Raw genomic sequence first — 13,946 nt, 5'->3', positions numbered from 1 at the left:
AGAAAACGGAATGTCTTCCCTGCTTCGTGCCGCACTTGTCACCCTGGCCCTGCTGACCCTGGCGGGCTGTACCAGCAAACCCATTGTCAACCCGAGCCGCACCCTCACCCCAGAGGTCCAGGCCAGCCAGGACCAGGTGAAACAAGCGATTGTCACGGCCCTGGGCAAACGTGAGTGGAGTGTACAGCGCGTCAACCCGGGCCAGGTCCAGGCCGAGATCACCGTGCGGGAGAAATTCCACGTCGAGATCGACATCAACTACAGCGCCAGCGGCTACACCATCGTCTACCGCGACAGCAGCGGCATGGGCTACCAGGACGGCAAGATCCACAAGAACTACCTGCGCTGGGTGCGTTTTTTGGACCAGGACATCCTCGCCGAGCTGCGTGCCCATCATGACCAGCCGTCGGCGCGTGCGATGGGTGTTGGCGAGGCGCAGCCGCTTTCCCAGTAATGGTGTTGAGGGATAATCTGGCGAAGGTTCAGTCAGCTGAAACCTGCTGGTTGAGCTGAGCACGCGCCCCCTTTAGGAGCCGGCTTGCCGGCGATTGCGATGTGACAGACAGCATCGCTATCGCTGGTTGGCCAAGATCCTATGGGCTAGGTTGTATGCAGTGGCGCTCTTGAGGACGCCATCGCCGGCAAGCCGGCGCCTTGGTGGCTGTGCGCGGGTGGCCTTCGGGCCAGCCGATGTCCCTGACATTTCGGTCTTGCAGGCCCGCGTACAGCTGCCACCCATCATCTGCAAGTGATGTTTAGGTAGCTCCATTTTTTGTCAGTAGCTTGACCATGAGCAAAACCACTCCCGCACCACCTGTCCAAGATCCCAACGCTTTCCCTTCTGCCGACCGGTTCAAGGATCAGGCCGCCATCCAGCGGGCTCTTGATCACTATCTGCCCAACCCAGCACCGGCATCTCCGGATACTATCCGGCTATCCAACACCAAACCTGGTCGAACCTTGGAGGAATCCCTGGTTCACGTCTCCGAGCTGCTGACCTGCGCGGCGGCCACTGCCTACGAGTCCGGCGATGGACTCAGTGGCTCCAAACGAGCGCTGGCGTTCTCGGCCATGCATCTGGTGGAAATGGCGAAAGCCGAGCTGGATCAGTCATTGGACAATCTGCCACTGCACTAGACGGTTACACCCTTGTGGCGAGCGGGCTTGCCCGCGTTGGGGCGCGAAGCGGCCCTAAAACCGGCGGACTCGGTGTATCAGGCAGTCCGAGATAACCGATTTTGCGACTGCTTCGCAGCCGAGCGCGGGCAAGCCCGCTCGCCACAAAACCGCGCTCGGCTTCAAACCTTCCTAACAACGGATACCTGAAGCTTGAATCCCAACGCCCGTATGACCTGCAAAAAGGTCCAGAACTCAAGTTCACCCTCTTCCGATAGCAACAACCCCGCGCCCTGCGCGATCTGCGGCATACCGCACGCCCGGGCCAGAACGACCAACGCATCGGCCATGAACACAGAGTCATCACCCGCCTCTTCCAGGCAGGCACTCAAGTAATTCGCTCTGTCCTGCGGGGTCTTGAGATAGTCAGCAGAGTCCCATTCAGAGAATTGCCCAACCATGTGTTTTGCTCCTTCGTCAGTCGTCGCCCGCGCAACGGTGTTGGAAAAACGACCGAACTATGCAATCCACAAACAACAAGCTGATAGCGCAAAACTGTAAGCAAAAACTCTTTGCTGAATCCCACTTCAGATCTCAGACCTGTGGCACCGCTCGACGCGTCAGCAACTCGATAAATGCCTTGGCCATCGGTGATTTCTGGTCCTTGCGCTGCACCAGCCACACCGCCGACACCGCATCCGGGTCAAGCAAGGGCCGATAAACCACTCCGTCGATCCGAATCCGCTGATAGGACGCCGGCAGCACCGACACCCCCAACCCCGCCGCCACCAAGCCAATGATGGTCATCGCCTCCCCCGCCTCCTGGGCAAAGTGCGGGCTGAATCCTGCCTGTCGCGCCAAGGTCAGCAACTGCGCATACAAACCACTGCCGTAACTGCGTGGAAAAAATACAAAGGGCTCCAACGCCAGCTCGGACAAATACATCCCCTCCTCACTGCCGCCGGCCAACGGGTGCTTGGCACTGAGCACCGCCACCAACGGCTCATGCATCAACTCCACGACACTCAAGGCCTCCGGCAGCGCCAAAGGCCTCATCAAGCCCACCTCGATGGACTCGTCCATCAAACCATCGGCAACCGTCTTGCTGCTCATCTCCCGCAGGTTCAAATGCACCGCCGGGAATGCCTGGCGAAAGGCAAAGATCGCCTGGGGAATGGTCGAGTTGAACGGTGCCGACGAAGTAAACCCGATCTTCAATTCCCCCAGCTCCCCCAACTGTGCCCGCCGCGCCACATCCGCCGCCTTGTCCACCTGCGCCAGCACCAACCGCGCCTCTTGCAGGAACAAACGCCCCGCCTCGCTCAGCTCGACCCGACGATTGGTCCGGTCAAACAGCCGCGCCCCCAGCTCCTGCTCCAGCGCCTGGATCTGCTGGCTCAGCGGCGGTTGGGAAATCCCCAGCACCTCGGCGGCGCGACCAAAATGCAGTTCTTCGGCCACCGCGATGAAGTAGCGCAAATGCCGCAATTCCATGAACACCTCATCAAGTCGTAAAACCTATCAAACAGGTCGAACAATATATTGGAAAGAATAGTTAGCCAGCTATATGCTTTTTCCATTGCCTGACCGGCTGCTCCCTCCGAGGTCCCCCGTGAAAACTGCTGTTGCTCCCCTCGCCCACGAGATTCCCCCCAGCGCGCTGGACGATGTGGTCGCCGAACTCAACGAAACCTATATCGAAAAAGGCACCCCGGCATTTATGCGCACGGTGCTGGCGCTGTTCTCCGGCGGCTTCGCGACCTTTGCCCTGTTGTACTGCGTACAGCCGATGATGCCGGTGCTGTCCAAGGAGTACGGGATCAATGCCGCCCAGAGCAGCCTGATCCTCTCGGTGGCCACCGCCCTGCTCGCCATCGGCCTGCTGATCACCGGGCCGATCTCCGACAGCCTCGGGCGCAAGCCGGTGATGGTGGTGGCGTTGTTCGGTGCAGCCTTGTTCACCATACTCGGCGCATTGATGCCCAACTGGCAGGGCGTACTGGTAATGCGGGCCCTGGTGGGGCTTTCCCTCAGCGGCCTGGCGGCGGTCGGCATGACCTACCTGAGCGAGGAGATTCACCCCAGCCACATCGGTCTGGCGATGGGCCTGTATATCGGCGGCAATGCCATCGGCGGGATGAGCGGGCGCCTGATCACTGGCGTGCTGATCGACTTCGTCAGCTGGCACACCGCGATGCTGGTGATCGGTGTCCTGGCGCTGATCGCGGCCACGGTGTTCTGGAAGATCCTGCCGCCGTCGCGCAACTTCCGCGCCAGCACTTTCAATACTCGCAGCCTGATCGACGGCTTCACCCTGCACTTTCGCGATGCCGGCCTGCCGTGGCTGTTCCTCGAAGGCTTCCTGCTGATGGGCAGCTTCGTCACCTTGTTCAACTACATCGGCTACCGTCTGTTGGCCGAACCCTATGGCATGAGCCAGGCGTTTGTCGGCCTGCTGTCGATCGTCTACCTGTCGGGCATCTACAGCTCCGCGCAGATCGGCGCCCTGGCCGACAAGCTGGGCCGGCGCAAAGTGCTCTGGGGCATGATCCTGATGATGCTGGTGGGCATCGTCCTGACCCTGGTCACCCCGCTGCCGGTGGTGGTATTCGGCATCCTGCTGTTCACCTTCGGTTTCTTCGGCGCCCACTCGGTGGCCAGCAGCTGGATCGGCCGGCGGGCGCTGAAAGCCAAGGGACAAGCCTCGTCGCTCTATCTGTTCTGCTACTACGTCGGCTCCAGCGTGGCCGGGACCCTCGGTGGGGTGTTCTGGCACTACGGCGGCTGGAACGGCATCGGCCTGTTTATCGGCGCGCTGCTGGTGGTGGCCTTGCTGGTGGCGTTGAAACTGGCGCGGTTGCCAGCGTTGCCGGGTAATGTGAAAGCCTAGTCACAAGACTGGCGCGGGCCAAGGCACGGGGCTTGATCCACAGGGAAACGGTCCCTCAATCAGCACGCCACGCAACCTGCGCCAGCAACAGCTGGTCGCGTTTTTCCAGGCTCAACGACTGCAGCACCGCACCCGATTGCTCGGTCTGGTCCAACCACTGCAGCAAGGCCAATGCATTACCGCTCAGCGTGACCCGCAGTGACTGGCCGGCCTGGTCCAGTTGCTGCAATTCCAACCCCGCCACCGTCACCGTTTCACTAAGCCGGGTCGACAGGGGTTGCGCGGAGATTGAGCGCTGACTCGTGGGTTGGGCGCGCTGGACTTCAGTCGCCAGCAACAGGCGCTGCTGATATAAGCGCCCGGCCTTTTCCAGACGCTGTTGCGCCGGCTGCCAGACGCCACTGAACAGGCTCACCACGGTCAGGAAAATCGCCAGTCCGATCAGCATCCGTCGATCCCGCAGGCTGAGCCCCAGCCACCTTTGTCTCAGCGTCGCCGGCACGGCCAGTGATCCGATCATCCGCTCTTCTCCTCCAACGTCAGCAGCGCTTGCACCCGCTCGCGATCCTTGCTGGCGCTGCCCAGCCTGATCGGCAAGCCGCTGCCCTGGCCGCGCTCGCGCAAGCGCTCAAGATCGCTGAAGCTGCCTGCCGTCAGTAGCAGCGTCCAGCCCGTGCCGGCCCGGTATTCGATTCGCTGAACTTCAACGCTGCTGCCTCCTAGCACCTTTTCGATCAACTGCAGCAGACGGCCCATCTGGCTGCCTGGTTGCTCGCTCCACCCCTGCAAAGCCTTGAGCTGGGCCGCCAGGTCGACAATCCGGGTCTGCTCGGGATACAGGCTCTGGAAGCGTCGCACGCTTTGCTCGTACAACTGCCCCGCGGCGTTTTCCAGATAGTGGGCACGTGCCAGGGTAAAACCCCAGGACACCGCGAACAACGCCAGCACCGACAACACCAACGCACCCCAGGGCCAGCGCGCCGACACCCGGCGAAACTCACCTTGCAGCAAGTCCACCGCATGCAAATGACCGACCGTCAACAAAGCCATGATCTCCCGCTGTCGCTCAGGGCCCATCCTGCACAGCTCGTCCGGCAGCCTCGGACGCAGCACGTCAAGGTCCTCGGATGACAGCGCAAGCCGGGCCTCGATAGCCCCAGCCAATAACCATCGCCCGCCCCACCAGACGCCATAAGCCTGATCATCCGGCAACAAGTCGGCATCCACCTTGACGCTGACCACCTGCAACCCCGACGACCGCAATAACGCCAGGATCGCCTCGAAGCGTTCCTTGTTGATCGCCAGCAGCGGATAGCGCGAATCCTTGGTCGCCACGCCGACCGCGATATGCAAACCATCCAGTTCCTCTGCCAGGCGCTCCTCGACGGCATAGGCCAGCGCCTGGACCGTGGGCTTGCGTCGACCAGGCCAGGGCTCGCTGCGCAAGCCACTACAGATTTCCACCGGCAGGATCACTCGTACCGCTTGCCCCGACAGGAACGTCGCCGCCTCAACCAGGGTCACACTGCGGTACCCGCCGTCCGCCTGCCAGTAGCCAACCGGCCAGGTAGCGTCGCAGGCCGCCAGGCCTTCGGCAGTGAGATAAAGCCAATTGCTCATAACGGGGTTTCACCTTGAGTCGGGGCCAGGAAGCGGCGTTGCAGGACACGCAGGCGACGGCTGTCGCGAGGCCGCTCCAGATCGCTGACCAGCCGCAGTCGCGCCGCCCCCGCGCCGACCTCGACCGTGACCCGGAACCAGCGGCTGTCGACACCCAGGCCATGGCTGGCAATGCCCAGTCCATCCAGCCCCGGTGCTCGGGTAAATTCATGGGCATCGGCATAACCTTCCAGCGGGCGCCGGGCGACAAGCTCCCGGGCACTGGATGCGGTCATACCTTCCAGCGTCGCCAGCAACGTGGCCGTGGTGGTATTGACGTTCAGCGTCGCCTCGGGCGGCAGCAACGCGATGAAGGGTTGCAGGCGCTGCAAAAGGTCCAGGTCGACTCCCGGCAACAGCCGCAACTGGCTACTGTCAGTGACCTCGGTGCCACGCAGCGGCGCCAGGTCGAACGCCGGGATCTCCAGCGCCGCAAGCAGCCGGCTCCAGCGCTCCAGGCTGATTTCATCGGCCTTGCCGGGCAGGAGCAGGCGACTCAGGTTGAACCGCCCGGCCAGGTCTTCGATCCCGATCCGGACCTCGACACCCGACAACTCGAACGGCAGCGACGGGCGCGCCCAGGGTTGGGCCAGATGGATCGTCTTCGCCTCAAGCGGCTCCGGCGCCAGCAACAACTCCCGCGCCCAGCTCTCCGCAGCGAGGGCCCACTGCAGCAGTTGTACCTGATGAATATGCTGCGCGCTGCTTTGCAGTGCCCGCGTGTGACTGCGCAACAGGCCACCCACCACGACCAGGGCCAGGGTCATGATCAGCAGCACGCTGATCAGCGCCACACCGCGCTGACCGATTCGGTTCATGAACCCTCCGGCAGCAGGATGACGCGGCGGATCTGCTCGAAACGGCCCGCGGACAAGGTGATTTCCAGCGCACGCGGCTGCACGCCGGCACGGCCCGGCGTCGACGCCCCGTCACTGCGCCAACCGGCCTTGTCCATATACAGCCGCCACTGCAAGGCACGGACGCCCTTGAGCACCTGCTGTTTGTGAGTCTCGGGCAAATCAAGGCTGCGGTGGTAGCGCCACCAGGTGCCCTCTTCGAGGCGATAGGCAACCTCCTGGCGCTCGCTGCGGGGTTCATCCAGCGGATTGCGCGCATTGACCCGTTGCAGGTTCAACTGCCCCGCGCTCAGCGTCACGGCCACACCCTCTTTCGGGATCGTCGCCTGCATGATATCGCGTTCCAGCAGCGCCAGCGCCCGCTGCAGGCTGCGCAAGCCCTGCTCATGCGCGCTGACCCGGGCCTGGGTGATCAGCACCCCTTCGTACAACCGATAACTGGCCAGGCCGATCAGGCTGAAAATCGCCAGGGCAATCACCAGTTCGACCAAGGTGAAGCCAGCCTGTCTATTCATCCCGGGCCCGTAGCCAGGTGCTGGCGTGGTGCAGCAGCGGCCCGCCGTCAGCCAGTCGCACCTCGATCTCGACCTTCAGCAAGCGCGGATCAGAGGCCTGCGTGACCACCTGCTCCAGACGCCATTCACGCCGATCGAAACGCTGGCGTTGCGTCTGTCGGCCCTGGGCCGGCGGGGCTTGCAGGCGCAGTTCATTCAACTGATTGTCCGCCAGCCAGGTGGCGAACAAACGCTCCTGCAACGTACCACCCTGGCGCACCACGAACTGGCTGGCGGACAGCACGGTGGCCGCCAGCACGGCAAAGATCGCCAGGGCGATCATCACCTCCAGCAAGGTAAACCCCGACTCAGCTTTCATCGATGGCCGGATCGCCGAGGCCGTCACCGGACACACTCAACCAGCGCCGCTGCGCGGATTCGTAATGCAGGGTGAAGGCACTCATTTCATCGCTGCTCAACACCAGCAATTGCGGCTGGTTCACCCGGTCGCCCAGTTTCAGCGGACGGCCTTCCAGCTCCAGGCGAAAATACAGGCCGTCGGGCAAGCGATAAGCCGCCCCCGCCGGGCGCCAGTCAGGGCGTTCGAAGACCATCACCTGATAACCCTCGGCACCGATCCGCAGGCCATATTCCTGGCTGTTGGCCACCGCGTACTCACGTAACTGCTGCAGCAGGTGCACCAGGGCTCCGGCCTCCTGGCGAGCCTGGCGCACCGGGCTGGGGTTCATGCCCACGGCAATCATGCCAGCCAGCACGCCGATCACCACCATGGACACCAGCAACTCCAGCAGGGTGAAACCACGGGAACGTCCGGGCATGGATCAATCGCTCCAGTTGCCGATATCGGCGGCAAAGTCTTCGCCGCCGGACACGCCGTCGGAGCCAAAGGAATACAGGTCATAGCCCTTGGTCCGGGTGCCGGGGCTCAGGTATTGATAAGGCGTGCCCCAAGGGTCGACCGGCAGGTTTTTCAAGTAGCCCTGGGGATTCCAGTTGCGCGGTTCCGGCACGCCCAACGGGCGTTTGACCAACGCTTCCAGGCCTTGCTGGGTCGAGGGATACCGGAAATTGTCGAGCCGGTACATTTCCAGCGCGGTGCCGATGGCCTTGATATCGGCGCGGGCCGCGGTGACCTTGGCCTGGTCCGGACGGCTCATGAACTGCGGCAGGACCATCGCCCCGAGCACGCCGATTATCACCACCACGACCATGATTTCGATCAGGGTGAAACCACCTTGCCGCTGTGTTCCAGAGATTTTCATAAGATCAGTTCACCAGTTGGTTGAGGCTAAGGATCGGCAACAGAATCGCCATGACAATCAGCAGCACGATGGCCCCCATGAGCACCAACATCGCCGGCTCGAACAGGCTCACCACCAGGGCGATCCGCGCCGCGAGGGTTTTCTCCTGCTGCTCGGCGGCGCGGGCGAGCATGCTGTCGAGCTCGCCCGCGCGTTCGCCGCTGGCGATCATGTGCAACATCAACGGCGGGATATCGCCGCTGCGCTCCAGGCCACGGGTCAGGGTCCCGCCCTCGCGCACCGAACGCGCGACCTCGCCCATGCGCGCGCGAATCGGCAGGTTGCCGATCACTGCCGCGGCGATTTCCAGGGCGTCCACCAGGGGCACGGCGCTCTTGCCGAGCAGCGCCAGGGTGCTGGCGAAACGGGACGCCTCCATGGCCTTGAGCACACCGCCGAGCAGCGGCGCGCGCAGCAACCCGGCATGCCAGCGCCAGCGCACGACGGGGCGAGCCAGCGCCCAGCGCAGCAGCAGGACCAGCCCTGCCAGTCCCAACAACAGCAGCCAACCGTAACGCTGCAGGCCGCTGCTCAGGGCAATCAAACCCTGGGTCAGCAGGGGCAAGGCCTGGCCGTTGTTGATAAAGACCTTCACCACATCCGGCACCACATAGCCGAGCAGCCCGGCGACGATAGCCAGCGAAGAGCACAGCAGGATCAGCGGATAGACCAACGCCATCTGGATCTGCTGTCGGGCCTGCTGGCGGGCCTCGGTGTATTCGGCCAGCTGTTCGAGCACCGCGCCCAAGTGCCCGGAGCGTTCGCCGGCGGCAATGCTCGCGCGGAACATGTCCGGGAACGCCTTGGGGAAACCGGCGAGCGCCGATGCCAGGTCATAACCTTCCATGACCCGGCTGCGCACCGCGGCCAGCAGATTGCCGACCCGACGCTTTTCACTCTGCGCCGCCACCGCCCGCAGCGCCTCCTCCAGCGGCAAGCCGGCCTGGATCAGGGTCGAGAGTTGCAACGTCAGCAAGGCCAGTTCGCCGGCCTTCAAGCCGGCCCTGCCCTGGGCGCCGTTGCCTGTCCCGGTGTGGCTACGGACGCTTTTCAGCTGCGTGGGTAACAGACCACGTTCGCGCAGCAACTGCCGGGCATGACGCGGGCTGTCGGCCTCCTGCCGGCCGTGACAGCGACGACCGTTGGCATCCTGGGCTTGATAATCGAAAGCCGGCATCCTCAGTCCTCCTGGGTGACGCGCAGCAGTTCATCGAGGCTGGTGCAGCCTTCGAGAACCAGTCGTTGGCCATCCTGGAACAGGCTGCGCGATGTCGTCCGGGCTTCGCGGACCAACTCGGGTTCGCTGGCGCCGTTGTGGATAAGAACCGCCAGGGCCGGAGTGATGCCGATCAGTTCGTAGAGCCCGATACGACCGCGATAGCCTTGCTGGCAGTGCTCGCAGCCCGTGGCCCGGAACAGCCTCGGCGGATGGCTCGCCTCGACACCCAGGCGCTGGCAGGCAGCCGCATCCGCCACATAGTCGCTCTTGCACTCGCGGCACAGAGTGCGTACCAACCTCTGGGCCAACACCCCGACCAGGGACGAGGCCAGCAGATAGGCATCCACGCCCATGTCCAGCAGCCGAGTGACCGCGCCCACCGCGCTGTTGGTGTGCAGGGTCGACAACACCAGGTGCCCGGTCAGCGACGCCTGCACGGCGATCTCGGCGGTTTCACGGTCGCGGATCTCCCCGACCATGACCACGTCCGGGTCCTGTCGCAAAATCGCCCGCAAGCCACGGGCAAAGGTCATCTCGACCTTGGGATTGACTGGCGTCTGGCCGATGCCCGGCAAGTGATATTCGATAGGGTCTTCGACGGTGAGGATATTCCGGGTCTGATCGTTGAGGCTGCTCAGCGCCGCATACAGGCTGGTGGTCTTGCCCGAGCCGGTGGGGCCGGTGACCAGGAAGATGCCATGGGGTTTGCCGAGAATGCGCTGGAAACGCTCCAGGGCGTCCGCCGGCATGCCCAGACGCTGCAAGTCGAGGCGCCCGGCCTGCTTGTCCAGCAGGCGCAGGACCACCCGCTCGCCGTGGGCCGAGGGCAAGGTGGAAACCCGTACGTCGACTTCATGCCCGGCCAGCCGCAAGGCGATCCGCCCATCCTGGGGCACGCGCTTTTCGGCGATATCCAGCCGGGCCATGACCTTGATCCGCGATACCAGCAGGTTCGCCAGTTCCCGCCGCGGCTTGAGCACTTCACGCAACTGGCCATCGATGCGCATGCGCACCGACAAGCTGTGCTCGAAGGTCTCCAGATGCACATCCGAGGCTTTCTCGCGCACCGCCTCGCCGAGCAGCGCGTTGATCAGGCGGATGATCGGCGCGTCACCTTCCTGCTCCAGCAGGTCGGCGGTCTGTGGCAGTTGGTCGGCCAGGCTGCTCAGGTCGAGTTCGTCATCCAGGCCCTGGGCGACCTGCTGCACGGCGCTATGCCCATCGCTGTAGGCCGTGGCGAGGCGAGCGGCGAACAGCGACTCATCGAGCAGTTGCAAGGGCAGTTCGCCGGGGAACAGGCGCCGGGCCTCGGACACGGCGCTCAAAGGGGTGTCGGCGCGGATCGACAGGCTCGCGCCCTCGCCTTGCGACTCCAGCAAGACCCCGTAGCGGCGGGCAAAGCCGAATGGCAAGCGCGGCTTCATGGCGTCCCGACCTTCCGTCGGCGCAGGTCTATCGACGGCGCCGTGTCGTCACCGTCGAACAGTTGCCGGGCCTCGCGCGGCAACAACAGTGAGTTGCTCTTCCCGGTGGCAGGCCGGCTGAGCTGGCGCAGGCTGTTGTAACGCTGCTCGCTGACTTCGGCGATGTCCTCCCGGGAGCGGACGATGGTCGGACGCAGGAACACCATCAGGTTGGTCTTCTCGTGTTTTTCACTGCGCCAGCGGAACAAGGCCCCCAGGTACGGAATATCGCGCAGCAGCGGTACGCCGCTGTCCTGGACACGAACGCTGTCCTTGATCAGCCCGCCGATCACGATGATCTCGCCGTCGTCGGCGAGGATGGTGCTCTTCAGCGAACGCTTGTTGGTGATCAGGTCATTGGTAATCTCCGCACTCTTGGCGAGTTCGGAGTTTTCCTGTTCGACCTGCAGGCGCAGGGTCGAGCCTTCGTTGATATGCGGGCGGATCTTCAGCTTGATCCCGATATCATGGCGCGTGACCGTAGTGAAGGGCCGGTCGGTGCCTGTACCGGAGGTCTGGTAGGAGCCGCTCTGGAACGGCACGTTCTGCCCCACCAGGATCTCCGCCTCCTGGTTGTCCAGGGTCAGCAGGCTGGGGGTGGACAGCACATTGTTGTGGGTGTTGCTCGCCAGTGCGGAGACCAGCATGCCGAAGCGATCGTTGCCGACGCGCAGCACAGCACCATCGGGAAGCGTAGTCTTGGGGTCACTGAACTTGGGCAGGGTAATACCGGCGCCGGCAAACAGGACCCCGCCCTGGGCACTGCCGGACTCGCCGCCCCACTGCACCCCCAGGGCTTCGTTGATATCCCCGGAAATCTCGACAATCGCCGCATGGATCAACACTTGCGAACGCGGCAGGTCGAGTTGCCGGACAATGTTTTCCAGGGTGCGGACCTGGGTCGGCTCGGCGATCAGCACCAGGGCGTTCTGGCTTTCATCGGCCTTGACCACGGCCTTGCCGGAAACCGCGTCCCGGCTGCTGGCGGCCGCCGTTTCCTGACCGAGCCCCTGGCCCATGGCGTCCAGTACTTCGGCCAACTGCTTGGCATCACTGTGACGCAGGTGGATCACCCGGGCATTGTCGGCCACGGCCGCCGCCGGGGTGTCGAGGGAGCGGGCCAGGTCACCCAGTCGCTTGCGCACATCCCGGGTACCGATGATCACCAGGCGGTTGTTGCGCGAATCGGCGATGACCTGGCTCCCCGATTCGGCACCTTGCCGGCCCAGGGCTTGCTCCATCATCCGCGCCAATTCATTGGCCAGCCCATGACGCAACTGGATGACGTCATGGGCATTCTTCTGGCCCAGGTCCAACTGCCGGACGATCTTCGCGATGCGCCGGACATTCGCCGCGCTATCGGTGATGACCAGGGCATTGGCCGACGCCGACGGACCGATATAACCATTGACCGAGACCAACGGCCGCACCAGCCCGGCGATATCCGCCGCGACGCTGCTGCCGAGCGCCACCACCTCGGTGACGAACTGACCACTCTGGGCGTTGCTACTGGCGGCGCTGCTGGCACGGGTGCGGGCATCGGCCACGGGGACGATGAGGATGCGCTCGCCTTCATCGATCACCGTGAAGTTATGCGCGTCGAGCACCGAATAGAACAACCGCCGCACCCCTTCGCGGTCCAGGGCCTGCTCGGAGAGGACCGTGATCCGCCCCTGCACCCGCGGGTCGAGCACCACGGTGGTGCCGAGAATCGAGGACATTTCCCGCACCACATCGCGCAATTCGGCATCGTTCATCGCCAGTTGCCATTGCGGCTCCTCGGCCAGCACACCGGAGGGCAGCATCAAACTGACAAGCAGGCTCAAGAACCTCAGGCGGCGCCGACCGGGGTTGTAAGATCTGTTCATTTACTCACTCTGACGCGGCGTGGCCGTCGGTCGAAGATAAAGGGCCGAAGCCGCGGCGGCGGCGTCAGGAGCCGGGTCCTTGAGCACCCGCAAGGTGGTACGAGCCGGCGGCTCCAGCACCAACAATTCCTCGCGGCCATTGCGCCAGAGCAGCACCCGGCCGCTCTCGATCCGGCGCAGGACGCTGCCGCCCGGCAGGCTTTCTCCTACCCGGTAGATCCGCTGGCCGCTGGCCCCCGCCAGCAGTGCACGGGTGTCGCCCGTGCTGGAGACAAAGCTGGCCTGCAGCTTCAGCGGTTCGCTACTACGGGCCAGGGACTCCTGGGCCACCAGCCCCATCACCGTGGCCAGCGCGGCATGGTTGAGTGGCGTGCGCTCGGCCGCCATCGAGCGATTGATGACCTGCACCGTGGGGACTGTTGGCAACGCCTGACGGAAAACCCGCTCGCCCCACAACGACAGCGCGGCATAACCCAGCGGCAACGCACACAACGCCAGGCTCAGGAAGCCCATTGCGTCCCTGAGGACTCGCCCACTCACCAGAGCATCCGCCTGAGAATTCGATAACCGGAAACCTCATGACGGATAACCGCGTCGATATGCAAAACCACCAGGACCGAGAGAACGACGCAGGCAACATCATGGGCCTTTTTGAAAGCGGCAACGCGTTCGGCACTTTCAATCGGCGCGGGTATAAGGAGAACGTTAAATATATTGATCTCCCGATCCATCATCATGACCCCGGTCGCCAATACCACGCTCGTCACTAGATATATAAATTTATGAACACAAAAAGCCGTCCACTGTGCGAGCGTTCGATCAGTCTGCTTTCCCTGAAAAAAACAAAGAAAAACCCGGACAACAAAAAATGGAATAAACACGGCCGTGATCGATACATTAAAAAAGCCGACGGTTTCTTTGAGCACCACAGGGGTGTCAAACAAAGCCACATAAAAACCAGTAATCAACGCCCATAAAATAACGGCGGCTGACAACCAGTGAAGAAAAATCCGTGTTCTAGAGTAAAACAATTGTGCTCACCCAAAACCAGGCAACAA

The 13,946-nt window shown here is 63.3% G+C and carries 17 protein-coding genes; 3 read left to right on the top strand and 14 right to left on the bottom strand.

Annotated features, from left to right (window positions below):
* Positions 1–10: 10 nt before the first annotated feature.
* Complete coding sequence (locus tag M5B96_RS06890; protein ID WP_248795960.1) at positions 11–454, top strand: hypothetical protein; 444 nt, start codon at positions 11–13, stop codon at positions 452–454.
* A gap of 335 nt (positions 455–789) precedes the next feature.
* Positions 790–1,137 (top strand): DUF6124 family protein, encoded by a 348-nt coding sequence (locus tag M5B96_RS06885; RefSeq protein WP_248795959.1) that lies wholly within the window; start codon positions 790–792, stop codon positions 1,135–1,137.
* Positions 1,138–1,298: 161 nt separating this feature from the next.
* Here M5B96_RS06885 and M5B96_RS06880 read toward each other — a convergent pair whose 3' ends face one another.
* Together M5B96_RS06880 and M5B96_RS06875 are read right to left on the bottom strand one after the other, a co-directional pair.
* Positions 1,299–1,577 (bottom strand): addiction module antidote protein, encoded by a 279-nt coding sequence (locus M5B96_RS06880; RefSeq protein WP_248795958.1) that lies wholly within the window; start codon positions 1,575–1,577, stop codon positions 1,299–1,301.
* Positions 1,578–1,710: 133 nt separating this feature from the next.
* Entirely contained in the window at positions 1,711–2,610 is a 900-nt protein-coding gene (locus M5B96_RS06875) for a LysR family transcriptional regulator (protein WP_248795957.1), read from the bottom strand.
* Between the two features lie 118 nt (positions 2,611–2,728).
* Between M5B96_RS06875 and M5B96_RS06870 the strand changes: the two genes are divergently transcribed.
* The gene (locus tag M5B96_RS06870) at positions 2,729–4,006 is read left to right on the top strand and encodes an MFS transporter (RefSeq protein ID WP_248795956.1); all 1,278 of its coding nucleotides are present in this window, start codon (positions 2,729–2,731) and stop codon (positions 4,004–4,006) included.
* A 55-nt stretch (positions 4,007–4,061) separates the two neighbouring features.
* Here the strand turns inward: M5B96_RS06870 and gspM are convergent, their stop codons facing one another.
* From gspM to M5B96_RS06810, 12 genes are read right to left on the bottom strand one after another with little or no spacing between them, the layout of a single operon-like run.
* Positions 4,062–4,526, bottom strand: coding sequence for a type II secretion system protein GspM (gene gspM, locus M5B96_RS06865; RefSeq protein WP_248795955.1), 465 nt, complete (start codon positions 4,524–4,526; stop codon positions 4,062–4,064).
* On the bottom strand, positions 4,523–5,626 hold the full coding sequence (gene gspL, locus M5B96_RS06860; RefSeq protein WP_248795954.1) for a type II secretion system protein GspL: 1,104 nt from the start codon (positions 5,624–5,626) through the stop codon (positions 4,523–4,525). The genes gspM and gspL overlap by 4 nt, the downstream gene beginning before the upstream one ends.
* Positions 5,623–6,483, bottom strand: coding sequence for a type II secretion system protein GspK (locus M5B96_RS06855; protein ID WP_248795953.1), 861 nt, complete (start codon positions 6,481–6,483; stop codon positions 5,623–5,625). The genes gspL and M5B96_RS06855 overlap by 4 nt, the downstream gene beginning before the upstream one ends.
* Complete coding sequence (gene gspJ, locus M5B96_RS06850; RefSeq protein WP_248795952.1) at positions 6,480–7,037, bottom strand: type II secretion system minor pseudopilin GspJ; 558 nt, start codon at positions 7,035–7,037, stop codon at positions 6,480–6,482. The genes M5B96_RS06855 and gspJ overlap by 4 nt, the downstream gene beginning before the upstream one ends.
* Entirely contained in the window at positions 7,030–7,395 is a 366-nt protein-coding gene (gene gspI / locus M5B96_RS06845) for a type II secretion system minor pseudopilin GspI (protein ID WP_248795951.1), read from the bottom strand. Before gspI ends, gspJ begins: the two co-directional genes overlap by 8 nt.
* Positions 7,385–7,855 carry a type II secretion system minor pseudopilin GspH gene (gspH, locus tag M5B96_RS06840; RefSeq protein ID WP_248795950.1) on the bottom strand — a complete coding sequence of 157 codons (471 nt, stop codon included), beginning with the start codon at positions 7,853–7,855 and terminating at the stop codon, positions 7,385–7,387. Before gspH ends, gspI begins: the two co-directional genes overlap by 11 nt.
* A 3-nt stretch (positions 7,856–7,858) precedes the next feature.
* Positions 7,859–8,299 (bottom strand): type II secretion system major pseudopilin GspG, encoded by a 441-nt coding sequence (gene gspG / locus M5B96_RS06835; RefSeq protein WP_248795949.1) that lies wholly within the window; start codon positions 8,297–8,299, stop codon positions 7,859–7,861.
* A 4-nt stretch (positions 8,300–8,303) separates the two neighbouring features.
* The gene (gspF, locus tag M5B96_RS06830) at positions 8,304–9,515 is read right to left on the bottom strand and encodes a type II secretion system inner membrane protein GspF (protein ID WP_248795948.1); all 1,212 of its coding nucleotides are present in this window, start codon (positions 9,513–9,515) and stop codon (positions 8,304–8,306) included.
* 2 nt (positions 9,516–9,517) lie between these two features.
* Complete coding sequence (gene gspE / locus M5B96_RS06825) at positions 9,518–10,981, bottom strand: type II secretion system ATPase GspE (RefSeq protein ID WP_248795947.1); 1,464 nt, start codon at positions 10,979–10,981, stop codon at positions 9,518–9,520.
* A complete protein-coding gene (gene gspD, locus M5B96_RS06820; protein WP_412548587.1) occupies positions 10,978–12,888 on the bottom strand; it encodes a type II secretion system secretin GspD in 1,911 nt (636 codons plus the stop codon). The genes gspE and gspD overlap by 4 nt, the downstream gene beginning before the upstream one ends.
* Positions 12,889–13,428 (bottom strand): type II secretion system protein N, encoded by a 540-nt coding sequence (locus M5B96_RS06815; protein ID WP_248795946.1) that lies wholly within the window; start codon positions 13,426–13,428, stop codon positions 12,889–12,891. It lies immediately after the preceding gene.
* Positions 13,425–13,919, bottom strand: coding sequence for a cytochrome b (locus M5B96_RS06810; protein ID WP_263859470.1), 495 nt, complete (start codon positions 13,917–13,919; stop codon positions 13,425–13,427). The genes M5B96_RS06815 and M5B96_RS06810 overlap by 4 nt, the downstream gene beginning before the upstream one ends.
* Positions 13,920–13,946 lie beyond the last annotated feature (27 nt).

Source organism: Pseudomonas sp. MWU13-2105 (genome assembly GCF_023242315.1).
Lineage (GTDB): Bacteria > Pseudomonadota > Gammaproteobacteria > Pseudomonadales > Pseudomonadaceae > Aquipseudomonas.
Note: the sequence above shows the minus strand (reverse complement) of the source record. Positions and strands in the feature narration are given on the sequence as shown.